General features: G+C 36.2%; 27 protein-coding genes, 1 riboswitch and 1 other annotated feature. Of the genes, 26 read left to right on the top strand and 1 reads right to left on the bottom strand.

Annotated elements, in window-relative coordinates:
* The first annotated feature begins 1 nt into the window (after position 1).
* The 20 genes from EPJ90_RS06140 to EPJ90_RS06045 all read left to right on the top strand — a co-directional run bounded on the left by EPJ90_RS06140 (position 2) and on the right by EPJ90_RS06045 (position 15,791).
* Positions 2-655, top strand: a complete 654-nt coding sequence (locus EPJ90_RS06140) for a tRNA (adenine(22)-N(1))-methyltransferase (protein ID WP_161636379.1) — start codon at positions 2-4, stop codon at positions 653-655.
* Position 656: 1 nt separating this feature from the next.
* The gene (locus EPJ90_RS06135) at positions 657-1,997 is read left to right on the top strand and encodes a DEAD/DEAH box helicase (RefSeq protein ID WP_200542816.1); all 1,341 of its coding nucleotides are present in this window, start codon (positions 657-659) and stop codon (positions 1,995-1,997) included.
* Between the two features lie 20 nt (positions 1,998-2,017).
* Positions 2,018-4,054 carry a peptidoglycan D,D-transpeptidase FtsI family protein gene (locus tag EPJ90_RS06130; protein ID WP_161636381.1) on the top strand — a complete coding sequence of 679 codons (2,037 nt, stop codon included), beginning with the start codon at positions 2,018-2,020 and terminating at the stop codon, positions 4,052-4,054.
* Positions 4,055-4,114: 60 nt separating this feature from the next.
* A complete protein-coding gene (gene rpmG, locus EPJ90_RS06125) occupies positions 4,115-4,264 on the top strand; it encodes a 50S ribosomal protein L33 (protein ID WP_125164426.1) in 150 nt (49 codons plus the stop codon).
* A 33-nt stretch (positions 4,265-4,297) separates the two neighbouring features.
* Positions 4,298-4,927, top strand: a complete 630-nt coding sequence (locus tag EPJ90_RS06120; protein ID WP_161636382.1) for an MBL fold metallo-hydrolase — start codon at positions 4,298-4,300, stop codon at positions 4,925-4,927.
* 36 nt (positions 4,928-4,963) lie between these two features.
* Entirely contained in the window at positions 4,964-5,869 is a 906-nt protein-coding gene (locus EPJ90_RS06115; protein ID WP_161636383.1) for an ATPase, T2SS/T4P/T4SS family, read from the top strand.
* Positions 5,793-6,773, top strand: coding sequence for a hypothetical protein (locus EPJ90_RS06110; protein WP_161636384.1), 981 nt, complete (start codon positions 5,793-5,795; stop codon positions 6,771-6,773). The genes EPJ90_RS06115 and EPJ90_RS06110 overlap by 77 nt, the downstream gene beginning before the upstream one ends.
* The gene (gene comGC / locus EPJ90_RS06105; protein WP_125164428.1) at positions 6,770-7,057 is read left to right on the top strand and encodes a competence type IV pilus major pilin ComGC; all 288 of its coding nucleotides are present in this window, start codon (positions 6,770-6,772) and stop codon (positions 7,055-7,057) included. Before EPJ90_RS06110 ends, comGC begins: the two co-directional genes overlap by 4 nt.
* A 31-nt stretch (positions 7,058-7,088) precedes the next feature.
* Positions 7,089-7,325: a competence protein ComGD gene (locus tag EPJ90_RS06100; RefSeq protein WP_125164429.1), complete on the top strand. Its 237-nt coding sequence runs from the start codon at positions 7,089-7,091 to the stop codon at positions 7,323-7,325.
* Positions 7,326-7,399: 74 nt separating this feature from the next.
* Complete coding sequence (locus tag EPJ90_RS06095) at positions 7,400-7,771, top strand: ComGF family competence protein (RefSeq protein WP_161636385.1); 372 nt, start codon at positions 7,400-7,402, stop codon at positions 7,769-7,771.
* Positions 7,761-8,087, top strand: a complete 327-nt coding sequence (locus EPJ90_RS06090) for a hypothetical protein (protein ID WP_161636715.1) — start codon at positions 7,761-7,763, stop codon at positions 8,085-8,087. The genes EPJ90_RS06095 and EPJ90_RS06090 overlap by 11 nt, the downstream gene beginning before the upstream one ends.
* Positions 8,088-8,089: 2 nt before the next feature.
* Positions 8,090-8,647: an elongation factor P gene (gene efp / locus EPJ90_RS06085; protein ID WP_161636386.1), complete on the top strand. Its 558-nt coding sequence runs from the start codon at positions 8,090-8,092 to the stop codon at positions 8,645-8,647.
* Positions 8,648-8,755: 108 nt separating this feature from the next.
* Positions 8,756-8,870: riboswitch (FMN riboswitch) on the top strand.
* Positions 8,871-8,915: 45 nt separating this feature from the next.
* Positions 8,916-9,443, top strand: a complete 528-nt coding sequence (locus EPJ90_RS06080) for an ECF transporter S component (protein ID WP_161636387.1) — start codon at positions 8,916-8,918, stop codon at positions 9,441-9,443.
* A gap of 35 nt (positions 9,444-9,478) precedes the next feature.
* Entirely contained in the window at positions 9,479-10,456 is a 978-nt protein-coding gene (locus tag EPJ90_RS06075; RefSeq protein ID WP_161636388.1) for a hypothetical protein, read from the top strand.
* Positions 10,457-10,466: 10 nt separating this feature from the next.
* A complete protein-coding gene (gene cmk, locus EPJ90_RS06070) occupies positions 10,467-11,129 on the top strand; it encodes a (d)CMP kinase (protein WP_200542815.1) in 663 nt (220 codons plus the stop codon).
* Entirely contained in the window at positions 11,122-12,432 is a 1,311-nt protein-coding gene (gene der, locus EPJ90_RS06065) for a ribosome biogenesis GTPase Der (protein ID WP_200542814.1), read from the top strand. Before cmk ends, der begins: the two co-directional genes overlap by 8 nt.
* Positions 12,432-13,430, top strand: coding sequence for an NAD(P)H-dependent glycerol-3-phosphate dehydrogenase (locus tag EPJ90_RS06060; RefSeq protein ID WP_161636391.1), 999 nt, complete (start codon positions 12,432-12,434; stop codon positions 13,428-13,430). Before der ends, EPJ90_RS06060 begins: the two co-directional genes overlap by 1 nt.
* Positions 13,431-13,485: 55 nt before the next feature.
* Positions 13,486-13,770, top strand: a complete 285-nt coding sequence (locus tag EPJ90_RS06055) for an HU family DNA-binding protein (protein ID WP_003773810.1) — start codon at positions 13,486-13,488, stop codon at positions 13,768-13,770.
* A gap of 52 nt (positions 13,771-13,822) precedes the next feature.
* Positions 13,823-14,506 carry a zinc metallopeptidase gene (locus EPJ90_RS06050; protein ID WP_200542813.1) on the top strand — a complete coding sequence of 228 codons (684 nt, stop codon included), beginning with the start codon at positions 13,823-13,825 and terminating at the stop codon, positions 14,504-14,506.
* Between the two features lie 67 nt (positions 14,507-14,573).
* Complete coding sequence (locus EPJ90_RS06045; protein ID WP_237558255.1) at positions 14,574-15,791, top strand: DUF5011 domain-containing protein; 1,218 nt, start codon at positions 14,574-14,576, stop codon at positions 15,789-15,791.
* A gap of 36 nt (positions 15,792-15,827) precedes the next feature.
* On the opposite strand, the gene EPJ90_RS06040 is transcribed toward EPJ90_RS06045, so the two are convergent.
* A complete protein-coding gene (locus tag EPJ90_RS06040; protein ID WP_161636393.1) occupies positions 15,828-17,177 on the bottom strand; it encodes an FAD-dependent oxidoreductase in 1,350 nt (449 codons plus the stop codon).
* A 198-nt stretch (positions 17,178-17,375) separates the two neighbouring features.
* Between EPJ90_RS06040 and EPJ90_RS06035 the strand changes: the two genes are divergently transcribed.
* The 6 genes from EPJ90_RS06035 to EPJ90_RS06010 all read left to right on the top strand — a co-directional run bounded on the left by EPJ90_RS06035 (position 17,376) and on the right by EPJ90_RS06010 (position 23,726).
* Entirely contained in the window at positions 17,376-18,053 is a 678-nt protein-coding gene (locus tag EPJ90_RS06035; RefSeq protein WP_161636394.1) for a metal ABC transporter ATP-binding protein, read from the top strand.
* Positions 18,046-18,843 (top strand): metal ABC transporter permease, encoded by a 798-nt coding sequence (locus EPJ90_RS06030; RefSeq protein WP_161636395.1) that lies wholly within the window; start codon positions 18,046-18,048, stop codon positions 18,841-18,843. The genes EPJ90_RS06035 and EPJ90_RS06030 overlap by 8 nt, the downstream gene beginning before the upstream one ends.
* A gap of 39 nt (positions 18,844-18,882) precedes the next feature.
* Positions 18,883-19,078, top strand: a binding site (T-box leader).
* Between the two features lie 34 nt (positions 19,079-19,112).
* On the top strand, positions 19,113-20,144 hold the full coding sequence (gene pheS / locus EPJ90_RS06025) for a phenylalanine--tRNA ligase subunit alpha (protein WP_125164443.1): 1,032 nt from the start codon (positions 19,113-19,115) through the stop codon (positions 20,142-20,144).
* Between the two features lie 9 nt (positions 20,145-20,153).
* On the top strand, positions 20,154-22,529 hold the full coding sequence (pheT, locus tag EPJ90_RS06020) for a phenylalanine--tRNA ligase subunit beta (protein WP_200542812.1): 2,376 nt from the start codon (positions 20,154-20,156) through the stop codon (positions 22,527-22,529).
* Positions 22,530-22,547: 18 nt separating this feature from the next.
* Positions 22,548-23,270, top strand: coding sequence for a YebC/PmpR family DNA-binding transcriptional regulator (locus EPJ90_RS06015; RefSeq protein WP_161636397.1), 723 nt, complete (start codon positions 22,548-22,550; stop codon positions 23,268-23,270).
* A 138-nt stretch (positions 23,271-23,408) separates the two neighbouring features.
* Entirely contained in the window at positions 23,409-23,726 is a 318-nt protein-coding gene (locus tag EPJ90_RS06010) for a YtxH domain-containing protein (RefSeq protein ID WP_200542811.1), read from the top strand.
* Positions 23,727-23,903 lie beyond the last annotated feature (177 nt).

Here is a 23,903-nt window from a genome sequence, read left to right as displayed (position 1 = left end):
TATGAAGCTTTCGAATCGACTTACAGAGATTTTTAATTTAATTCCTGATCAAGCACGTGTTGCTGATGTGGGAACAGACCACGGATTACTTCTTATCAAAGCGATCCAAGAGCATAAAGCGTCTTTTGGTTATGGTCTTGATATTGCAGAAAAGCCATTACAACAGGCACGTGAAAATGTCGAGCGTTTTGGATTAAAAGATAAAATTGAACTCCAGTTAGGTAATGGTCTTGAAGGGTTTCAGGGTGACGCTAATTGCTATGTTATTGCGGGAATGGGCGCTGAAACAATATGGTCTATAATTTCTAATTATAAATTTAATGAGAATGATACAATTATCATTCAATCAAATACAAAAAATGCTTGGCTGCGTCAAACCGTTAGTGAGCATGGATTTGCACTTATTGATGAACGATTTATTTTAGAGCGAGAAATTCCAGTATTTATTATGGTAATCAAGGTCTCGACGTCAAACCAGAGTGCATTAACACAGGAAGATGTGTTGATTGGTCCTGTGTTAAAAAAACAACTTAATGAAGATTATCGAATCTATTTAACCAATCGCGCAAATCATCTATATTCTATTAAGAAGCATAATGTTGCTTTCGAAGAAGAATATAACACCATAAAGAATATTTTAGAAAAGGAGTGTTAATATGATGAATAATATTAATAAAAGATTTTTTGAACTGAATAAATTTAAAGATCTTACATCAGTTCAAGAAAAAGTTCTTAAAGAAATTAAGACTAAGCGTGATTTGATTGTTAAATCGGATACCGGTACAGGGAAAACGCATGCGTTCTTATTCGCTATTTTGGAACTTATTGATCCAACGGTAGAACAAACACAGGCTTTAATTCTTGCACCTACGCGTGAATTAGCGATGCAAATCCAGAGCTTTGCACGTGAAATTACTACTTTAGATGAACGCATTACGACCGAACTTGCAATTGGTGGTATGGACAATAGCCGTCTTAAAAAGAAAATTGAAAAACAACCGATGATTTTAATCACGACACCTGGGAAATTTATTGATATTTTAGGTTGGAGTGTTCTAAGACTTGATTTCATCAAGACTTTTGTTATAGACGAAACAGATATGATGTTAGACTATGGATTTATCAATGAAGTTGATACGATTGCATCAAGATTATCGAATGATACAATTTTTATGCTTTACAGTGCGACAATTCCAAGTGGGCTTCGTGCATTCATTAAAAAGTATCTAAAACACCCTATTGAAATCGTTTCAACAGAAGAAAAATTGAAACCAAAAATTGATCATATTCTCATTAATCAACGTCATCGTGATATGAATGAAGCAGTCCTTGACGTTTTATCAGCAATCAATCCATTACTTGCTGTTGTTTTCGCCAACACTAAAGTACAAGCAGGGGAAATTGCTCGATATCTTCGTGATTATGGAATTGAGTGTGTAGAGTTACATGGTGACGTTAGTGACCGTGGCCGTAAACAGGTATTGAATCAAATTAACAGCAAACGTGTTCAGTACATTGTTGCGACTGATTTGGCTGCTCGAGGTATTGATTTACCTGAAATCAGTCATGTCATTAATGCAGGGTTACCAAACCATGATTTAGATTTCTATACGCACCGATCAGGCCGAACTGGTCGAAGTGGTCGACAAGGATACAGTATTAGTATTGTTACCCAAAAAGATCAGGGTGCGGTAACGAGATTGATGAAAAAAGGTTTACGTTTTGAGTATAAACGCGTTAAAGATGGAGGTCTTGAAGATGTCCGTCCTTGGTTTAACCTCGAAAAACGTACCAAACAACTCGATCCAGAAATTGTCCAGGTGCTTCATCGTAAAAACGTGAAGGTTAAGCCTGGTTATAAAGTTAAGCGTAAACGAGAAATTGAACGTTTAACAAATAAGAAAAAACGTAATATGATTCAACAAGAAATTCGAGAACAGAAAAAAGAACGTGCAAAAGCAAAACAACGCGAACGTGCACTCGACACTGAGAAGTAGTGACTTAACGGGAGGTTTTGATGGGTATTTTTAAGCGACGTAAAAAAACTGACAATTATACAGGAAGCAGTGAACATTTAAAACAAGGATTAGATCTTGATAAGATGATTAATAATCGTCTGAAAATCTTTGTTGTTATTTTAATCGCCATCGCTGGGGGTCTTGTTTTTAGATTGTATAAGATTCAAATTGTAGGTCAGAATCATTATGAAGATTTACTAGCTAAATACTCATCGCCACCGGTTCGAATGCCAACAATGCGTGGTGAGTTTTTGGATTCAAAGGGACGTATTATCGTTTCAAATAAAGCTGTAAATTCAATAACCTATTATCCGTCAAAAATGCCTGAAGGCATGAAAGAGGAAGAAGTAGCGCTTAAGTTTGCAAAGCAGTTTGAAGTTAAAGATGAGTTGAATGAAGATGATTTAAAAGTATTATGGCTGAGAAAAAACAATCTTGGTGAAAGTCTTTTAACAGAAGAAGATCGCAAAACTATTAAAGAAACGGACATGGATCAGAGTGCCGTCGAGTCGTTAAAGAAAAGTAAAATTACGAAAGAGATGACTGATTCCCTTTCAGAAGATGATCGCCTTGCTTTTCAAGTGCAAGTTAAAATGGGAAACATTCAAATGGGGCAACCCTCAATTATTCTAGAGGAAGCCACGAATGAACAAATTTCGTATTTAGCGGAACATGCTGCTGAATTTCCCGGTTTCTCACGTACGACATCTTGGAAACGTGAACCCAATAAAGAAGTGGATTTAATGTCACTTATTGGTGATTTAGGGGATGTTCCATATGAAAAACGGGATTATTATGTTGCTGAGGGATATGAACTCAGCGAGCAGGTAGGAGCCTATGGATTAGAATACCAATATGAACAATTCCTTTCGGGTTATAATAGTGAATATGAACGAACCTCAGGAAGTAAGTTTAAACTTCAAAAAGATGGACGCAAAGGTAATGATATACGTTTGACTATCGACATGGATTTACAAAAAGAAATGGAAAAGATTGTTAAAGAGCGTCTTGATTATCAAAAAAGCATTGGTGAGCGTACAAAGATTAACAATCAAATTCATGTTGTAGCAACCGATCCTCAGACCGGCGACATTTTAGGTATTGTAGCAATGGTCCGTGGTAAAGACGGTAAATACTATAATGATCCTCAGTTAACGATGCTTCAAGGGTATCCTGTTGGGTCAACGATTAAAGGGGCGACAGTATACATGGGGTTGGATCAAGGGGTTATGAAACCCGGTGAGACCGTCAATGATACGCCTATGTATATTGAAGGGACACCACCAAGACATTCATGGCGTAATCTTGGAATTGTTGATGATCAGACGGCATTACAACATTCTTCAAATATTTACATGTTTAATGTTGCAATACGTCTTGGTGGATCTTCATATGTACCCAATGGACCACTTGTATTTTCGGATGCTGAAAAAACCTTTGCACTAATGCGAAATTACTACAGTCAATTTGGTTTAGGGGTTCGTACTCAAGTAGATTATCCGCGAGAAGAAATTGGTTATAAAGGCGGAACAAGTAATTCAGGTTCACTACTAGAATTTGCGATCGGTCAATTTGATAACTACAATGCAATGCAACTCAGTCAATACATCACGACAGTTGCTAATGGCGGATATCGATTACAACCTCATTTTGTAAAAGAAGCGTTAAATCATGATACGCACCGTCCTGTCTATCAAAACAATGTTAATATTCTTAATTCCATTGAAAATAAAGAAATGTTAGAGCGAGTTCGCTCCGGTATGCGTTTGTGTGCTTCCTCAAATATGTGTGGGGATCTTATTGCAACCGTACCATATAGTGCTGCAGCAAAAACTGGGACAGCGCAAGCGTATGATCCAGAGATTGGTTCCTATATCAATAATACATATGTTGCATTTGCTCCATATGAGCAGCCCAAAATAGCTGTAGCATGTATTGCACCGCTTGCTTATACTGAAGATTTATCGAATCCTGTTACAAATATTTGTACTTCAACAGGAGATCGAATTGTTGATGCTTATATGAATTTAAAATAATATATGCAATTAAAATAATATATGATATAATGAGTTGGCTAATAAATATTGGAGGTAACTATGAGAACTCAAGCGATTTTAGTTTGCACAGAATGTGGCGATGAAAACTATCACACAAGTAGAAACAAAAAAGTTCAATTAGAACGTATGGAAGTTACAAAATACTGCCCACGTGAGCGCAAACATACATTACATAAGGAAAAAAAATAAGCCTCTTTTGGCTTTTTTTTCTAGGTGAAAACGATGAAAGTAACATACAAGACATTAGGCTATGCAGCCACAAATACATATTACTTAAGTGATGGGAACCAAATGCTTATCATTGATCCATGTTTAGATCCACATCAAAATACTACCAATCTTTTAAAACCAACAGAGGGTTTTGAGGTTCTTGGCGTGCTCTTGACACACGGCCATTTTGATCATATTTCGGGTGTTGACGTTATCGTGGATACATTTAAGTGTCCGGTATACATGTATCATGAAGAAATTCACTATCTAAAAGATATGTCGTATAATTTATCAAATCAAACACCGGAGCCTTTTACGATCAATGCGAATCCGATTGCAATTGATTTGGAACCGTTAACAATCGGTCCTTTTGAATGTGATGTTGTTAAGACAGCAGGTCATACCAGTGGCTCTATTTCTTTTGTTTTTGATGATTTTATATTCGATGGTGATTTTATATTTGAACAAAGTATTGGAAGAACAGATTTACCTACTGGCAATATGAACGTCATGAATGCATCACTAAGAAGTTTTATAGCGGATTTTGGTGATATTGATTATATACTTTATCCTGGGCATGGGTCACCAACATCACTTTATAAAGAAATTGAAACCAATCCATATTTAAAACCTAATCTATAGATTAGGTTTTTTTTATCTATTCTCGTAATTTAAGGTATGGAATATATTGATAAGAAATTACATGATTTATTAAAGATGGCACTTTCACAATCAATTACAGATATCCATTTCGACATTACGGAAATCTTTCAAGTGATTCGCATGAGACGCCATAAAAAAACGATTAGAGTAATCCATGATCCAGGATCGAGCAAACTCTATGAACACTTAAAATATATATCGCGTTTTGATTTAAGTTTAACAGACATTCCACAAACGGGGACGTTTAGTATGATTTTTGATCGAAAGTATTATTTTAGATTTGCTGCAATTGAAACGTTTGAAAGAAAAAATGGTGTTGTTCGGATTTTGAATATTGTATTGATTCATTCTGCCTACGAATGTATTTCGAATAAGCGAATTGTAAAATCACTTTTAAAATCTTTTGAAGTAAACTCCGGTTTAATTCTATTTTCGGGTGTAACCGGGTCAGGTAAGTCTACAACCATGTTCAATGTTCTTAAGGAAATTACGACAGCATCCATTTACAGTGTTGAGAGTCCAATTGAGCATTTCTATAGCCATATTATCCAACTCGAGCCCATTAAATCACGACTTACTCAAGAAGATATTTTGAACCAACTTTTAAGGATGGATGCTGACATCATTGTGTTTGGTGAAATACGTACACGACAGGATTTAAGTCTATGTATTCGAGCTGTGAATATGGGGCATCGTGTATGTGCTACGATTCATGCGAGAAGTTCTTTTCATACAATCGATCGTCTCTTTGATCTTGGCGCAACGCGCTATGAAATTGAAACAGGATTAAACGGTATTTTATACCATTATCTGAAAAATACAAAAGGAGGGGCTATTTTTAAACATGAATTTTCAGATAAACTTCAAATTTATGACTACCTTAATCAAACATGTAAAAACGAACCTGTTGTCGATCTCTGAAACGGATAAATCAGTTTTAAGGCTTCTTGTCGTTGGTCTTTCTTTTCAAGAAATTAAATTTTACCTAAACATAAAAGATCAATCTTTCGATGCATACCTTCATCGAATCCTTCCAATCAATCTCTATGCACTTTATCCTCAAGTATCTGGAATTACACTTCTAAAGTTATACGATGAACTTAAAACACGAAAAGCTTATCGTTTCAAATTATTATGTCAATCGCTCGGATATTGGATTTTTCTTCACGCAGTCGTTTTATTTATGTTTGTATTTTACCGGAATCTATTGTATCCCGCTGTCGCCAAAGAACTTGAAGTATTTTCAAATAATCAGATTTATTCAAATGTTTCTCAAATATTGAGTCGAATTCTTTTGTATTTACAAATGTTGTTTCTAATACTTTTTATTTTAGCACTAAGTGTTTGTAGTCATAAAAAAATACGAATGATGATTGGTGCGGTGATCAATGGAATTTGGAAAGATAATTTGCTTGTTTTGTATCTATCGGAACAATTTTGTTTATTCTTCTCGATGATTTATCCTGAAACTAAAACAACACGTTTAACGCTTAAGTGTCTTCGAACTTCACTTTCTAAAACACTATCTGGTTCAATTGCATTTGAAATTGAACGTCTTTTGGAACAGGGTCAAGACATTTCAGATGCGTTATCACATGCTTCGCTCCATAGTTTAATTAAAAGCAATATGCGTGAGGGATTTCTATTTAATAATTTAGAATCGGTTTTCGGCACATGTTTAAATCTTACAGATATTCTTATATTGCACAATCTTACAAAAGTCATTCGAACATATAGGATGTTCGTCTCAATAAACATAATTATGATTGTGGTTATCTACTATGAACTAGTTATGATTCCACTTAAACTTATGGAGGGATTATGAAGCAAGGGTTTACGCTAATTGAAATGGTACTTGTGATGACGATTGTCGCAATTATCTTTATGTTGACACTACCAAACATTCAAAAGACGATCACGATGGTAAATCGGAAAGGGTGTGATGCTCAGAAGAAAATTGTAGATGCAGCAATTATGCAATATAAAATAAATTATGATGAATTACCAACAACAATAGATCAACTGATTAATGCAGGTTATTTAAGAGCAAATCAATCTAAATGTTTCAACGGTGAGGGCATCCACATTGAAAATGGTCAAGCTGTATAATATACGTTTTAGCCTGTGTGAATTTCTTCTTATGGTATTTGTTGTGAGTGCATCGATTCCAGTATTTCTTTCATTTCAAATTGAGATGAAGCACGAACCCAATTTGCTTGAGTATCAATTAAGTGCAATGGAAGATCTCGAAGTGGTTCCAATTCATGATAATCATTGGTTTAATGCGAACGGAAACATCAATAAAGGAGGGACAATTCAAATTGACGAGTACCGTTGTGTCATTCAACTTGGTTTTGGACGGTATCGCTGTGATTAGCTGCTTTACTTATATAGAGGTGATGTATTGTTTATTTATTTTAAGTTTGATGACCTATTTATTGTGTCTGTTTTATGCATAGAGCTTATTCGTTAATTGAGTATCTCTTGTGTTTAGCAATTACACCTTTGTTAATACTTGTTTTAAATCAGACTCTTGAACGGAGTTACATGCTTTTGGCTGAGGCACCGAGAATTAAACAGAATACTGTTTTTGAACTTCAGCTGCAACAGCTTTTAATTCGGAGTCGACGCGTAAAATGTGAAGCCAATCGGATATACTTTGAAAGAAACAATTTAGTTAATGAAATCAGTTTTAATGGGAAATATATTATTAAAAAACCAGGTTATGAGATTCTCTTGCATAATGTTACAGACTTTTCATGTGAAGGAAGTAGGGTGACTTATACGTTTGAAGCGAAAGAATACGAGTTTTATGGATGGTAACCTTGTCGGTTGCGCCAATGTCGTTTTTGTTATTTTATGTTTTTCAATTATTAAAGCATCAACACTCTATGTAAAGCATTATCGAATGAAGCAGACCATTAATAATATACAACAACGGATCGAATTGGAACGACTGGTGATTGACCATTTTTGTTTTGAGGATGAGGATTTCATGTACGAAGATGCTAACTTTGAAGTTTTTGCACAAAAAAAAGATCAAAAAGTTTATGTTTCTATAAATGGTATTAGGTCATATCGGTTTTCTTATGATATAATTGATGATGGAAGTTTTAACTTAACTAAAATGGAGGATTAATTATGATTCAATCAAATGATTTAAGAGCTGGGATGTCAATTATCTATGAAGACAACTTATACCAAGTGTTGGATACATCGCATAATAAAACAGCGCAACGACAAATGATTATCAAAGCTAAAGTTCGTAACATGCGTTCAGGTTCTGTTACGGAACTAACAATGATCGGTGGCGATAAAGTTGAGCAAGCACATATTGATAAACGTGTAATGCAATATCTATATGATGCTGGCGAAGAACTTGTTTTCATGGATGGTGAAACATACGAGCAACTCGAAATTTCAAAATCCCGTCTTGAATGGGAAATGAACTTTATGAAAGAAAATCAAGATATTACTGTTGTTTTCTATGAGTCTGAAGTACTTGGTGTTAATTTACCAGAAAAAATTGCTTTAAAAGTTACTCAAGCTGAGCCAGCTGTTAAAGGTGATACAGCAACAAATGCTCAAAAAAACGCTGTTGTTGAAACAGGATTAGAAATCCGCGTTCCGTTATTTATCAGCGAAGGTGAGATTGTACTTGTAAATACTACAGATGGTAAATATTCAGGTCGTGCATAAATCTATTATCAAATAACCACAAGCAAATTCATTGTTAAATCGTGAATTTGCTTTTTATTTATCAGTACAATTATTGGACATTAGGTACAACTTTACTTATAATAAACGTGTATACTTCAGGGCAGGGTGAAATTCCCGATCGGCGGTAAACCCCGCGAACCAATTGGTTGAACTTGTGAAATTCAAGTGGCGACAGTTAAAGTCTGGATGGAAGAAGTTTTTTTCATGTTCGCCTTGAGTATTAATATTTTTTTACAAGGAGGCTAATATGAAAAAATATAATACTCGCACAATGGTTAATATAGCAATGCTGACAACAGTATCCGTGATTCTCTACATGTTTGAATTTTATGTACTTCCGGGATCACCGTTACAAGCAGATTTAAGTGATTTACCGGTTATTATCGGTGGTTACCTTCTCGGCACAGGTCCAGGACTTATGATTGCTTTTTTAAAGAATATATTGCATATGTTCTTTTTATCAAAAAATGCAGGACCGGTTGGAGAGATTGCGAATTTTAGTTATGCAGTCTTAATCATGTTACCCATTGCATGCTATAAACCTACTACAAAAACCAAACGTAGTGGATTATATGTTTTTACAGTATGTGCGAGTGCACTTTTAATGAATCTTATTAATTATTTTATAACATTCCCATTATATGGAATGAGCCAAGAAGGCGCGTGGAACTTGCTCTTTGCGGTGTTTTTACCATTTAATTTAGCAAAAGGGACGCTCTTAATCGTTTTCTTTAGCGTTTTACGTCCCCATTTACATAGAATCACAGGACATTAATGTGATATAATTACCTCAAGGAGTGATTGGATATTATGAAATCTCGAGTGAATAAATATCAAGACTTACATGAGCAAATTGCATTGGACTCTGAAAGTAATATTGAAAATTCAGATCTCTCACATTTTGCGAATCGATTGAATCAAATTGATAATCAATTTGATAAAATGGATGTCGTTGCAAGGGAAGATCGTGAGCCAACACATGCACGCCAAATTGAAGAGGTTCAAGAAGAACATTCGATTGATGAAGAACCGAAAGTAGAACCTCAATTTGATACGTTTGAGAGTGCATATCTCAAAGATTTTTTGGATGAAGTAAAAGAGTATAATGTTCGCAAAGGTTATCGTGATCTTGAGAATACCGATGCAAATATTTTAAGCGAGTTAAATAAATCGTCAGAAATTGCGAAGCCATTTAATGACGATGAAATGACAACGGTCTTACATGCGATTGATCCTGAACTGTCAACGATGGATGCAGATGTTTTTATTGAGGATGAAACGGAAGAAGATGTGAATCTTGATGAATTACCCAATCTTGATGAGACAATAGTATTCAAATCTGTAGAACATAATTCAGTTGATGCGTATGAAGCAGAGGATGAGCTTGAAAAGACAATTGCGATGGCAGTTCAAGAAATGGTTGATGATGAAGAAACTGTAGTAGATATTAACAACCAAGAAGCATTATCTGATGTCGAGTTTGAATTAGATTCTGATGAATTTGACAATATTTTGTCTGAGGAAGACGATTCAATATTTGAAATGCAAGCGCAATTAGAGGCGATGGAAGATTATTCAGACAGTGATTTTGACTCGGATAAATTCCGCAGTGAATTACTCGCTCAAACACAAACATTACAACATAAGATTATTGATCAAGAACAAAATATTGATCAAATGAATGAAACGATGGTACGAACGAATAGAATGTTAAACGTTGTGTTATCATTACTCATTCTTGCGATTATTGTTGTATTGTTATTGATTGTAGCGCAATTTAGGAAGTAGGAATGTTTTTGTGTTTAATATAGCAATTGATGGACCGAGTGCATCGGGTAAAAGTACCATCGCTAAGCAATTAGCAAAAAAATTAGGATTTGTCCATATTGATACGGGAGCAATGTATCGTGCAGTAGCACTAATTTGTTTAAATCAAGATATTGATTTAAATGATGAAAAAGCTTGCTTTAATATCGTTAAAGATTTAGTTATTGAATTACCAGAAGAAAATATGATTTTGGTTAATGGAGAAGATGTGTCACTTCTTATTCGAAATGACCGTGTATCCAAAGCAGCTTCACAGGTTTCTAAGCATAAATTGGTTCGAGATGTATTGGTATCCATTCAACGCGACATAGCTTCGAAAAAAGGATTTGTATTGGATGGACGTGATATTACATCGGTTGTTCTTCCAGATGCAGAAGTGAAGATTTTTCAAACAGCGGATGCAGGGGTTCGTGCGCGTAGACGTTTTAATGAGTTGGTTAAAAATGGAATTGAAACGACCTATGAAGCAGTTCATGCAGATTTGCTTGAACGTGATGCGCGCGATATGAATCGTCAAGAATCACCACTCATTAAGGTTGAAGATGCCATTGAGATAAATACAACATCAATGTCAATTGAAGATGTTGTATCACAAATAATAAATATTATAGAGAGTAGGAATTTGAATGATTGATGGAGTAGTAGCAATCGTTGGCCGTCCTAATGTAGGGAAATCATCTCTGTTTAATCGAATTATGGGCGAGAGAATTTCTATTGTTCATGATGAAGCAGGGGTTACGCGTGATCGTCTTTATGGAAAGACCACATGGTTAACAAAAGATTTAAGATTTATTGATACGGGTGGAATTCAGATGGAAGGTCAACCGTTTCAAGAAGAAATAAAGATGCAAGTTGATATTGCAATTGATGAAGCAGATATGATTATTTTTGTAGTGAGTGCCAAAGATGGTTTGACTACGGATGATGAGTTTATTGCACGTCTTTTAAGACAAACCAATAAACCAGTTATTATTGCTGCAAATAAGGTTGATGATGTTCAATTTGTTTCAGATATATATGAATTTTATGCACTTGGTTATGATGAACCGTTTGCGGTTTCCTGTGAACATGGTATTGGTTTAGGGGATCTCCTTGATGAAGTCATCAAAAAATTACCACAAGATGGTATCACAATGTATGAAGATGAACTTAGTTTCTGTGCAATTGGTCGTCCTAATGTAGGGAAAAGTTCATTGGTCAATGCAATATTAAACCAAGATCGTGTTATTGTTTCCAATATTGAAGGTACCACACGTGATGCAATCGATACGCCTTTTAGAATGAATGACCGTGATTACGTAATCATTGATACTGCTGGGATTCGAAAGCGTGGAAAAATATATGAAGACGTTGAAAAATATTCCGTTCTTCGTGCAATGAGCGCGATTGATCGAAGCGACGTTGTTCTATTTTTAATTGACGGTGAAGCCGGTATTCGTGCTCAAGATAAACACGTAGTTGGTTTTGCGCATGAAGCAGGAAAACCAATTATTATCGTTTACAATAAATGGGATGTCGTAGATAAAGAAGAAACGGCAATGGAAGATGTTAAAAAAATCATTCGTAGTGAGTTTATGTACTTATCCTATGCTCCAATTGTATTTGTATCCGCATTAACGCGTAAACGTGTTCATACATTGATTCCCTTAATCGAAGATGTTCACGCAAATAGCATCAAACGTATTAGCACCAGTGTTATTAATGAAGTTATTCATGATGCTGTAATGCTTACGCCACCGCCATCACACAATGGAAAGCGTTTAAAAGTATTTTATGCATCACAAGTAAGTACGGTGCCACCAACTTTTGTAATTTTTGTGAATGATCCTGAGTTGTGTCACTTCTCTTATAAGCGATACTTGGAAAATGCTCTGAGAAATGCTTTTGATTTCACAGGGACACCGATTCGAATACTTATTAGAAAGAGGGGAGCTTAATGAAAATCGGAATTGTAGGTTCTGGTAGTTGGGGAACTGCTTTGGGGCAAGTCTTAGCGGATAATGGCCATGAAGTTATGATGTGGGGACGTAAGTTGGACCAGGTTGTTGATGTTCATTTATATCATTTAAATGAGGAATTCTTCCCAGGGGTAAAGCTTAACGAACGATTAGATGCTACACAAAATTTCGAGGATATTTTAGACTCTCAAATCATACTGCTTGCGGTGCCAACTGGAGCCGTCGAAGAAGTATGCATCGAGCTTAATGCTCATTTAGATCATCCTGTCATCATTATTAATGTCGCGAAAGGACTCCATCCTACAACGCATGAGTTGCTCGATCACGTTATTAAGCGTGTTATCGATTCCGATAAACTCACAGGTGTTGTTAGTCTCATTGGTCCTTCTCATGCGGAAGAAGTTGTTTTACGTAAAATTACAACAATTAATGCCGTGTCGGATGATATGGAACTCGCGGAACAAATTCAATTACTTTTCTCTAATGAATATTTTAGAGTTTACACTAATGATGATGTGATTGGATCTCAATATGGAGTTGCTATCAAAAATGTAATTGCACTTGCAAGTGGAATTGCTGCGGGGTTAGACGCAGGTGATAATGCACGTGCAGCATTAATTACACGTGGTTTGACAGAAATGCAACGATTTGGTGTTCACATGGGTGGACAGCCGGAAACCTATCTTGGACTTTGTGGTGTCGGTGATCTCGTCGTAACTGCGACATCGGTACATTCGCGCAATTACCAAGCGGGTATGGAAATTGGTCAAAAGAATTCAGCTGATGGATTTTTAGATCATAACACAAAAACTGTTGAAGGCGTTTTTGCTGCAAAGGTAGTTTATGAAATTGCAGTGGAAGAAGGCATTGAGATGCCAATAACTGAACAAATTTATAAAATTATTTACGAAGAAAAACGCCCTTCTGAAGCCATAAGTGAATTAATGGTGAGAGATTTGAAACCTGAGCGTATTTAACTTGTCAGACAGCAGTTATAATGCTATTATTTGATTATGAAATGGAGGTTTCAATATGAGTGAAACATACAACAAGAAATTATTAAGCGAGTCAATCGCTGGCAAATTAGACATTAGTAAAAAACAAGCAAATGAATTTATCGAAACATTCCTAGACGAGGTAAAAGAAATTCTCGAAAACAAGGGAACAGTCGATTTAGCTGGTTTTGGAAAATTTGAGGTTCGTCATCGTGCAGAGCGTGATGGTTTTAATCCTCAAACAAAAGAAAAAATCCGCATTGCCGCATCACACAGTGTTGGATTCAAACCTGCGAAAGCTCTTAAAGACGCAGTTAAATAATTAATGATTTTAAAAAAGGAGCTCGTCTCCTTTTTCTATAGTGGAGGTTAGTATGGGTTTAATGGGTGTCGGCTATGGATTTGTAATCCTTGCCGCTATAATATCTTTTGCTGCACAGATTTATGTCCAGTCTGCCTACAGCAAATACAGCCAAGTTGATACATTTGAGCATCTGACGGGTGCACAAGTTGCACGTCGTATTTTGGAGTTAAAAAATATTGATGATGTTCAAGTAGTTGAATCAAATGGTGGTGAATTGAGTGATCATTACGATCCAACCAACAAAGTTGTTGCACTTTCACCTAAAGTTTATCACGAGACAAGCATTGCTTCGGTTTCAGTTGCTGCTCATGAATGTGGTCATGCAATTCAACACGCTGAAAATTATGGTTTTATTGCTTTACGTAATAAAGTTTTACCGTTTGCAATCGTCGCAAGTAAATTTAGTATGATTCCAATTATGATTGGTTTATTTGGAAGTCCACAATTTTTAAAAATTGGAATTATCTTATTATGTGTTATTGCAGTTTTCCAACTCGTAACACTTCCTGTTGAGTTTGATGCGTCCTTACGAGCTGTCAAAATATTAGAACAAGAGTCTATACTTGACTCAGGGGAACTTCAAGGTTCTAAGAAGATGTTAACGGCTGCAGCGTTGACCTATGTTGCAGCATTGGTTGGAACACTATTGAGTATTCTACGTTATATTGCGATTTATAATCGAAGAAACGATTAAGACACCAAGTGTGTCTTTTTTTTATGCACCTAATTCCCTATAGCTTATTTAAAGAGGGGGGATTTAGATGCATATCAATTTTATATTTTTTTGCTTATTCATGATGTTCTTTACGACAGCGGTATCATGTGAATACATCGATGATCGCCAACGGGTTCCAAGTGAACTTCTCGAAGTTACCTTTGATAAAGGCGAACTCTCTTTAAGGGGATGGGCTTTCATGCGAAGCTACATTAATTATTACGGTTCTACGACACATTCGTACAGTTTAAATATAAAAGGTCGTACCCATAAGGTTTTACCTCTTGAGTTGGATTCAGTGGATTTAACGAGGATCATGTCTTATCGAGGCAATAAGCAATGTCGTGATAATCAAAAGCGAACCCAATCGTGTAATCATATTTATCAAAATGTTGGATTTAAGGGGTCGATACCGCTTCAAGAGCTCCAAGAAGGCGATTACGATCTTACACTTGTAATTCATCATAAAGATACGGAACATCGAGTGGAAGTGCCTTTATATTTGACGAGTATGCGTTCATTGTCGCATTACCATGAAGGACTAGAATATGTCGTGGATTCTGTTTTCAAGCAAGGCGGCCTTACGGTGTATTATCACACACTTATAGCAACCGCAACACCATCTCCATCCTATGAGGGAAGGGTTGTGGAGTATGGTCAAACGTGTTCCAGTGCACATGGAAATACTGCATTTTACCGGAAAGGGGCAACATTTCATAACATAATGGACGTGTCTCGATACAAAGATCTCGTTTCATATTTCAAGGTTCGTGCGAAACAATCTGGGTGTTTTGACGGACGCCAACGATTGGTAGAGGGCAATGAAGTCACAGTTCATATTCCAAGTACGTATGTAAATTATACTGGAGGGAGGATGAAGCTGAAAATTCGTCAAAAACTGCCTAAACTTGATGCACAACCATTAAAAATCAAACAGTATCAAACTTATGATGCATTTGAAAAGGTAACTGCATTTGATCATAGACAAATGAATATTTCCAATCGTATTAACATTTCATCTAATAATGTTAATGAGAGGATTCCTGGAGTTTATCAAACATGTTATGTAATTACAGACTCGTGGAAACGGAGTGCTCGTTCATGCCGTAAAGTTATCGTGGAGAAGATTCCGACTTATTCTAGGTATATGAGTGAAAATAGTTTTTCTAGAGCTCGATTAAAACTTTGGAATCAAATTGAACTGAAACGTGTGATTCAAGATGCATTCTTGCGTAGAAAGCGGTACATAAAAAAATCGTATTGATGAAATATATGGAGTTCATCAATACGATATATTTAATTATTTTTTTGCTTCTTTTTCTACAGCAGCTTGTGCAAGGATATTTAAGTAATTCCAAGGACGGTCAAAATGAGGTTGGAAGAAGAAATCAACATATGCTAAATCTTCAATCGTCATTTTATTTTGAACTGCAAGTGAAAGTGTGTTTGCGGATTGAGTAATATCATATTTTGATATGACTTGACCACCAACAATGCGATGTGTGTCTTTTTCATAGACAAGTTTCATCATTACTTCTTCTGTTGTTGGCATAAACTCAGGGCGGTAGTTATCTTTAACAAGTACAGAGTCTACATCTAACCCAAAGAATGGCGCTGAATTCACCGTAACACCGGTGGATCCAATATTATAGCCAAAGAGATAAAGACCTGATGTACCTTGTGTTCCACGATACTTAACTTTGTTTTCAACAATATTTTTTCCTACAAGAGTTCCCATTCTTACAGCGTTGGTTGCAAGTGGAATATAAGCGTGATCGCCCGTTGGATTGTAGTGAACTGCGACATTATCACCCGCAGCATAAATTTCTGGACGGCTTGTTTGCATATACTCGTTAACTTTGATCGCGCCATTTGGTAGTGTTTCAACCTTATCTTTAATTAATTCTGTACTTGGTCTAAATCCAACACACATAATTACAAGGTCTGCATCGAAACTACCTGCGGATGTGACAACTTGACTTACATTTCCATTATCATCGGCTTTAAATTCTTGAACAGTTTGGTTCAATGCAAGCTTGATGCCACGGTTTGTTAAGTCAGCTTCGAGAACATCCGTAAACTCAGGATCTAAATACTTATTAAGGATTCGATCGAGGCCATCAACTAATGTTACATCCTTTCCTGATTCACCAAATGCTTCAACGAGCTCGATTCCAATATAACCACCACCAACAATAACAACTTTTTCAGCTTTATCTTTACGTGCAATGATTTCTTGAGCTTGATTATAGTTTTTACACAACATAATATTTTCAGATTCAATACCTGGAATTGGCGGAACAATTGGCCAAGAACCTGTTGTTAAGACTAATTTATCATAAGTTTCTTCAAAAGTTTCATTTGTAAGTAAATTTGTAACAGAAACGCGTTTTGCATCAACATCGATATCTGTAACATTATGTTCCATATGAACGTCTGCACCTAATGATGCGAGTTCCTTAGGACTTGAATAAAATAGGCTTTGTGCGTCTTTCACAACACCACCGATATATAAAGCAATACCGCATGATAAAAATGAAACATTATCATTACGTTCGAAAACCTTAACCTCAGCAGTTGGGTCTTCATTAATTATTGCTTTAACTGCGGATGTACCTGCATGTGTACAACCAATAACTACAACTTTCATACATAATCCTCCTTAATGCATACGCTTATTATACCAATGTTTAAAATGAAATTTGAGTGATATGACCGTAAACGAATAACTGTTGTTGACACAGAATCGAATCAAACATATAATAATTGTTGCGAACCATTTGCAAATGGTTTAAACGTACACATTAACATTGAATAATTATAAAAATATAAAATAAAAGGAGAGGACATGCAAGCTATACTTACGGTAGAGAATATGAGTTTTTCTTATTCCAAAAATAATATTTTAGAGTCTGTGTCCTTTGCGATTCATGAAGGAGATTTCGTAGCGCTCATTGGCGCTAATGGTTCTGGAAAATCGACACTTCTAAAGGTTGTATTGGGATTTGAGCGGGCAAAAGAAGGTGCGGTAACACTTCTTGGAGAGCCAATTGATCGATTTAGTCAATTTGATTCCATTGGATATGTCCCACAAGGTGGGTTATTGGGAGTTGCGGATTTTCCGGCAACTGCGTTGGAAATTGTAATGCTTAGAATTTCCAAGGGTAGTTTTTTTAATTTTTATTCCAAATCCCGTAAAAAACGTGCACTTGAAGCTTTAAAACGTGTGGGTATGGAAGCATATGCTGATGAAATGATAAATAATCTTTCGGGTGGGCAATTGCAACGCGTTTTAATCGCACGTGAATTAATTGTAGAACCGAAAGTACTGTTTTTAGATGAACCGACCAATGGTTTAGACCAAGATGCGATACAAAATCTTTATCAGTTACTTGAAATTCTTAACCAAGAACATAAAATGACAGTAATTATGGTAACACATAACCTCGATCATGATGTTCAGAAGATTAATCGTATTTTTGAAGTGAAAGATCGTACAGTTCAAGAGGTGACTGCACATGTTTAAATATGAATTTATGCGAACCGCTTTTCTTGTCGGTGGTTTATTAGCCATTATTATTCCTTTGATTGGCGTCGTTGTTGTTTTTAAACGCATGTCAATGATTGGAGACGCACTTTCGCATGTTTCTTTAAGTGGCATTACAATTGGTCTGATTCTAGGATTTAATCCAATTGTTGGTGCGATTGCTCTAAGTTTGGTGGCTGCATTAAGCATTGAATTTATACAAAAACGATTTGGAAAATATCAAGAATTAGCCATCGCAATTATTATGTCGTTTGGAATCGGTTTATCGGGCGTTTTATTGGGGTTTGTTAAAAACCCAGCGAATTTTAACAGTTTTCTATTTGGCAGTATCGTAGCGATTGGTGGGAGCGACAATTGGTTGGCAATTTTATTGAGTCTTATCGTTATTATTGTATCGATTCGATATTATCGAGAGTTTTTCTACCTTGCATTCGATGAGAAATCAGCGATGTTATCGGGTATTGATACAAATCGCATCTCGTTAATCTTTACCATCTTGACTGCAATCACCGTATCGGTTGCATCACGCATTGTCGGTGCGCTCATTGTTTCATCGCTCATGGTAATTCCCACAGCATGTGCAATGCAAGTATCAAAAAGTTATCGATCAACAATGCTTTATGCAATTGGATTTTCATTATCATTCGTTTGGGCAGGATTAGCACTCTCGTACAGTCTTAATCTTGCACCCGGTGGCACCATTGTGCTTTTGGGTGTCGCAATATTAGTTTTACTCATTCTAATAAAAACTGTATTAAAGCGAGGGTAATCTTGAATTTACCTTCGCTTTTAGTTATAATATAGAAGATAAAAATCATTGAAGAGAATAAGTAACAGGACATATCTTTTATAGAAACAATAGGGTTGATGGAACTATTGATTGATATCCTGCGAATTCATCTTGGAGAGAAGCTAATCACTTACGTGTCGTTTGCGTTAAAAACGAAGAGATGTATACATTATTTTGTATAAATCAGGATGGTACCGCGCTTGACGTTCCTGGACGTGCGGTTTTTTTTATGTTTAAGGAGGATTTAGATGGACTTAAAAGAAATTATGAATCAAGGGCTTGAAGCAATCAAATCTGCTCAATCACTTGAGCATTTAAATGATGTTCGTATTGAATATCTAAGTAAGAAAGGTCTTCTAACAAAAGTTATGGGCCAAATGAAAGATTTATCCAATGAAGAGAAACCTTTATTTGGTAAACGTGTTAATGAAGCAAAACAGAGCATTGAGTCAGCACTTAAAGAAAAACAAGCAGACTTAGAAGCAATAAAATTAGAGCAAGATATGGCTCGTGATGCGATTGATGTGACGTTACCTGGAACGCAGTTTAAACAAGGAAGTCAAAATCCATTAATTCTAATGCGTCGCGAAATGGAAGATTTCTTTAGAGAAATGGGATATAAAGTCGTGGAAGGGGATGAAGTTGAACTTGATTTATACAACTTTGAACGTGCCAATATTCCGCAAGATCATCCTGCTCGTGAGATGCAAGATACATTCTTTATTGATGAACATACTTTACTTAGAACCCATACAACTGCAATCCAAATGCGTGCATTAGAAGAATATGCGCCTTCGGTTCCAGTTAAAGTTATTTGTCCTGGAAAAGTTTACCGTCGTGATGATGATGATGCGACACACTCCCATCAATTTGTACAGATGGAAGGTTTAGTACTGGGTCATGGCATTACGTTATCGGATTTAAAAGGGACTTTAAACCTTTTTGCGAAGAGGATGTTTGGAGAGAGTCGAGAAATTCGATTTAGACCAAGCTATTTCCAATTTACCGAGCCTAGTGTTGAGATTGATGTAACATGTCATCTTTGTGGTGGCAAGGGCTGCAACATTTGTAAGGATACTGGCTGGATTGAAATTCTGGGTGGTGGTATGGTTCACCCAAACGTCTTGCGTGCAGCGGGTTATGATGACCCAACGCTTTCAGGATTTGCCTTTGGAATTGGTGTCGAACGCATTGCAATGCTTAAATACGGAATTGATGATATTCGATCATTTTATACAAATGATAAACGATTCATTGATCAATTTAAGCGGTTTGAGTAGGAGGTTAGAATGTTAGTTAGTAGAAAATTATTAAATAGATATGTGGATATTGCTGATATCGACACATTAACACTTGCGGATACCCTCACAAACGCAGGTTTAGAAGTAGAAGGTATTGAACCGCTCATTCATGGTACCAATTTAACCGTTGGTCATGTATTAGAATGTGTTCCACATGAAGACAGTGACCACTTAAATGTATGTCAGGTAGACTTAGGTGATCACGTAGAACAAATTGTTTGTGGCGCATCAAATATTAAAACCGGCTTATATGTCTGTGTTGCCCAAGTCGGTGCAGTGTTACCGGGAGATTTTAATATTAAAGCATCAAAAGTACGTGGTGTAGAATCAAATGGAATGATTTGCTCTCTCAATGAACTTGGTGTAGCTGAAAAATTCCAAACTGAAGAACAAAAAACGGGGATTGTCGTTTTACCAAAAGCAGAGCCGGGAAGTAATCCTGCCGTTGCATTAGGATTAGATGATGAAATTCTTGATATTTCACAAACGCCGAATCGTTCTGATTTTATGTCAATAATCTCAATTGCGCATGAAGTGAGTGCGCTGTTTGGTCGTAAACTGACATTACCGCAATTTGAAGGTGTAGCGAACATCGGTAGTGAGACCAAGCTTCAAATTCAATCATATACTGAAAAGTCACCACTTTTTTTAGGTAAAGTAATTGGTAATGTGACAATTGGGACCTCACCAAGTTGGATTCGTGAAGCCTTGATTGGTTCTGGAATTAAACCAATTAATAATGTTGTCGATATATCAAATCTTGTCATGCTTGAAACCGGTCATCCAATGCATTTTTACGATATTGACTTCCTAAGTCATCAAAACTTGTCAGTTCATGATGATTTTGAAGGTATAGTAGAAGCGCTTGATGGTCAAATGTATAAACTCGAAAAAAATGATCTTGTTATTATGAATGGTGAGGTTCCAGTGGGGATTGCAGGGATTATGGGTCTTGGTAATTCGATGATTCAACCGAATTCTAAGGGACTCGTAATTGAGGTCGCACGTTTTAATCATGTGTCTGTTCGTAAAACAGCAACACGTTTAGGGTTAAGCAGCGAGTCATCTACACGTTACACAAAGCCAATGGATAATAATGCATCCAAACAGGCGATGGATCGTGCAGTTCAACTTTTAATCGAGTATGCAGATGCAACAAATATTGAAGAAACTGTTCAGTGGGGCGCGCTTGATAGCACTCCTGTCGAGGTTTCAATCACGGTTGATCGTATCAATCAATATCTTGGAACTTCTTTAGAAGAAGCTGTCATTATGGATGTATTTGAACGTCTCAATTTTAAACCGCGTCACGTTGAGGGAATGATTACATGTACAATCCCTTCATATCGTAAAGATATTTCGATTGAAGAGGATCTCATTGAAGAAGTCATCCGAATCGTTGGTTATGATGTCATGGATGAGACATTACCGCTTATGGATTTAACACTGGGTAATTTAAATAATCAACAACTTAAGACACGCATGATTGAAGATGTATTATTAGGCTTTGGTGCAGACCAAATTCTATCTTATACACTTGTAGATGAAGCGAAAACAGTTGGCTCAGAGTCATTGGGTACTCCAATTCGTCTAGCTAATCCTATCAGCGATAAACGAGCTTTCTTAAGAACGCATTTATTACCATCGATGGTGGAAGTCTTGGCGTATAATAATGCTCACAAAATTTCCGATGTTCTCTTTTTTGAACAGTCTTCAGTTTATGCCGAAGGTGTTAAATCAAATCGTTTAGGAATTATTGGTCAAGGTTCGCTCTTTAATAAGAATTGGACTAAAACAGAAATTCCTTTAGACTTCTTCACACTTAAGGGAATGGCGATGGAATTATTTGATAAATTAGGATTTAGTGAAAAACGCTTCCAATTCAAACAAAGCGGTTTTGATGATACAAAATTCCATCCATTCAAGAGTGCAGAAATTCTATTTGACCGTAAGCACCTAGGGGTCATTGGACAGCTTCATCCGACCTATGCGAAAGAACATGATTTGAAAGATCCTATTTATTTAGAAATTGATTTGGATTCTCTTTTAGGTCAAAAAGCAGGGGCCATCAAAGCAACTTCGGTCGCAAAATATCCAATCATGACTCGAGATCTCGCAATTCTTTGCGATACCAATCTATCGGTAAGTGATTTAATCCAATCGATTGAAAAAGTATCACGAAAATATTTGGTAGACTTAAACGTCTTTGATGTGTTTACATCTGAAAAACTAGGGGATAAAAAATCTATTGCATTCCAGTTGTCTTTTGGGCAAGACCGTACCTTAGAGGTCGAGGAAATTAATGATATAATGGAAGCAGTAGTTGAAGAATTGAAAAAACGTTTCAACGTTGAAGTGCGATAACATTAGGAGGTAAAAAATATGGGTAGAGCATTTGAAGTTCGTAAGGCGTCGATGCAAAAGACAGCGGCAGCTAAAACGAAGGTATATTCACGATATGGAAAAGAGATTTATATGGCGGCTAAGGCTGGTATTCCTGATCCTGAGATGAATGTGGGTTTAAAGCGTATTATCGATGAAGCAAGAACAAAACAAGTTCCTGCGGATGTCATTAAACGTGCGATTGAAAAAGCTAAGGGGGGTTCTGAAGAGAACTACCATGCGGTACGTTATGAAGGATTTGGACCCGGTGCATCGTCATTTATTGTTGAATGTTTGACAGACAACGATAACCGAACATACAGTGAAGTTCGAAATTGCTTTACAAAATCTAAAGGGAAAATTGGTGTGAATGGTTCGGTTGTTCATGGTTATGAACACGTTGGTTTATTATCATTTGAATCCAATGATGAAGAAGCAATCATGGAAATTCTTCTTGAAAACGATGTTGAATTGATCGATATTGAACAAGAAGAGGGTCATATGACAGTTACTGTTGATACGACAAGCTTACATAAAGCGAAAGAAGCACTTGAAAGCAAATTGGGCGAAATTCAATTTGATGTCCTTGAGATTACTTATTTACCGAATGAATATGTAACCGTCGAAGGTGAAGATGCCGATAACTTTAAAAAAATTCAAGCGATGTTTGATGAAGTTGAAGATATTCAAGAAGTCTATCACAACGTTAAGTTTGAAGATTAAGATTGTAAACCTCTAGAATTATTACTAGAGGTTTTTTTGTGAACCTTTGATGAAGAATGTATGGATTAAGTCAAAAGCTTTGATTGGTCTGTACTATGTACGATATAATCAACATATACAAAAGGGAGGCTTTAAAATATGGGAAATTTATTAGACAAAGCAAAAGAACTTGCAGCAAAAGCAAAGAGCTCTGCTGATGATTTGGGTGTCAAAGCCAAAGAAACCGCCGAAGATCTTGGTGAAAAAACTGAGTCGGTCACAAAAGAAGCATCTGAAAAGATGAATGAATTTGGAGAAAAAGCGAAAGAAACTGCCGAAGATGTATTGGAGAAGGGTCGTGATATGACCGCCGATGCTGTAACAAAAGGTAAGCAAGTCGCTGAAGATTTATCGGGAAAGGCTAAAGAAACCGCTGAAGACTTAACCGATAAAGCGAAAGACATTTTTAATAAATAATTTAACGTGTTAAATGGATAAAAAAACCTTAAGATATCGAAAGAAGATTTGGAACTGACCTAGTTCAGTGGGACTAAAGAAAAAAAACCTCTTGTATGAGAATTATTGTAAAATAGTTCAATATAGGAGGTTTTTATATGGGAACACGAACTATGCATAGCTATGAGACAAAGATGA

This window comes from Erysipelothrix sp. strain 2 (EsS2-7-Brazil) (assembly GCF_016617655.1).
GTDB classification, from domain to species: Bacteria; Bacillota_I; Bacilli_A; order Erysipelotrichales; family Erysipelotrichaceae; genus Erysipelothrix; species Erysipelothrix piscisicarius.
Note: the sequence above shows the minus strand (reverse complement) of the source record. Positions and strands in the feature narration are given on the sequence as shown.

What these genes read in the sequence shown, in the direction of transcription:
- EPJ90_RS06030 (WP_161636395.1), top strand. Translation starts at nt 18,046, where the DNA reads ATGTTTAAATATGAATTTATGCGAACCGCTTTTCTTGTCGGTGGTTTA.
- efp (WP_161636386.1), top strand. Translation starts at nt 8,090, where the DNA reads ATGATTCAATCAAATGATTTAAGAGCTGGGATGTCAATTATCTATGAA.
- EPJ90_RS06010 (WP_200542811.1), top strand. Translation starts at nt 23,409, where the DNA reads ATGGGAAATTTATTAGACAAAGCAAAAGAACTTGCAGCAAAAGCAAAG.
- comGC (WP_125164428.1), top strand. Translation starts at nt 6,770, where the DNA reads ATGAAGCAAGGGTTTACGCTAATTGAAATGGTACTTGTGATGACGATT.
- EPJ90_RS06135 (WP_200542816.1), top strand. Translation starts at nt 657, where the DNA reads ATGATGAATAATATTAATAAAAGATTTTTTGAACTGAATAAATTTAAA.
- EPJ90_RS06090 (WP_161636715.1), top strand. Translation starts at nt 7,761, where the DNA reads ATGGATGGTAACCTTGTCGGTTGCGCCAATGTCGTTTTTGTTATTTTA.
- EPJ90_RS06130 (WP_161636381.1), top strand. Translation starts at nt 2,018, where the DNA reads ATGGGTATTTTTAAGCGACGTAAAAAAACTGACAATTATACAGGAAGC.
- pheS (WP_125164443.1), top strand. Translation starts at nt 19,113, where the DNA reads ATGGACTTAAAAGAAATTATGAATCAAGGGCTTGAAGCAATCAAATCT.
- EPJ90_RS06140 (WP_161636379.1), top strand. Translation starts at nt 2, where the DNA reads ATGAAGCTTTCGAATCGACTTACAGAGATTTTTAATTTAATTCCTGAT.
- EPJ90_RS06015 (WP_161636397.1), top strand. Translation starts at nt 22,548, where the DNA reads ATGGGTAGAGCATTTGAAGTTCGTAAGGCGTCGATGCAAAAGACAGCG.
- EPJ90_RS06050 (WP_200542813.1), top strand. Translation starts at nt 13,823, where the DNA reads ATGGGTTTAATGGGTGTCGGCTATGGATTTGTAATCCTTGCCGCTATA.
- EPJ90_RS06060 (WP_161636391.1), top strand. Translation starts at nt 12,432, where the DNA reads ATGAAAATCGGAATTGTAGGTTCTGGTAGTTGGGGAACTGCTTTGGGG.
- EPJ90_RS06095 (WP_161636385.1), top strand. Translation starts at nt 7,400, where the DNA reads ATGCATAGAGCTTATTCGTTAATTGAGTATCTCTTGTGTTTAGCAATT.
- EPJ90_RS06075 (WP_161636388.1), top strand. Translation starts at nt 9,479, where the DNA reads ATGAAATCTCGAGTGAATAAATATCAAGACTTACATGAGCAAATTGCA.
- der (WP_200542814.1), top strand. Translation starts at nt 11,122, where the DNA reads ATGATTGATGGAGTAGTAGCAATCGTTGGCCGTCCTAATGTAGGGAAA.
- EPJ90_RS06080 (WP_161636387.1), top strand. Translation starts at nt 8,916, where the DNA reads ATGAAAAAATATAATACTCGCACAATGGTTAATATAGCAATGCTGACA.
- EPJ90_RS06055 (WP_003773810.1), top strand. Translation starts at nt 13,486, where the DNA reads ATGAGTGAAACATACAACAAGAAATTATTAAGCGAGTCAATCGCTGGC.
- EPJ90_RS06115 (WP_161636383.1), top strand. Translation starts at nt 4,964, where the DNA reads ATGGAATATATTGATAAGAAATTACATGATTTATTAAAGATGGCACTT.
- EPJ90_RS06040 (WP_161636393.1), bottom strand. Translation starts at nt 17,177, where the DNA reads ATGAAAGTTGTAGTTATTGGTTGTACACATGCAGGTACATCCGCAGTT.
- EPJ90_RS06045 (WP_237558255.1), top strand. Translation starts at nt 14,574, where the DNA reads ATGCATATCAATTTTATATTTTTTTGCTTATTCATGATGTTCTTTACG.
- EPJ90_RS06110 (WP_161636384.1), top strand. Translation starts at nt 5,793, where the DNA reads ATGAATTTTCAGATAAACTTCAAATTTATGACTACCTTAATCAAACAT.
- EPJ90_RS06120 (WP_161636382.1), top strand. Translation starts at nt 4,298, where the DNA reads ATGAAAGTAACATACAAGACATTAGGCTATGCAGCCACAAATACATAT.
- EPJ90_RS06100 (WP_125164429.1), top strand. Translation starts at nt 7,089, where the DNA reads ATGGTATTTGTTGTGAGTGCATCGATTCCAGTATTTCTTTCATTTCAA.
- EPJ90_RS06035 (WP_161636394.1), top strand. Translation starts at nt 17,376, where the DNA reads ATGCAAGCTATACTTACGGTAGAGAATATGAGTTTTTCTTATTCCAAA.
- rpmG (WP_125164426.1), top strand. Translation starts at nt 4,115, where the DNA reads ATGAGAACTCAAGCGATTTTAGTTTGCACAGAATGTGGCGATGAAAAC.
- pheT (WP_200542812.1), top strand. Translation starts at nt 20,154, where the DNA reads ATGTTAGTTAGTAGAAAATTATTAAATAGATATGTGGATATTGCTGAT.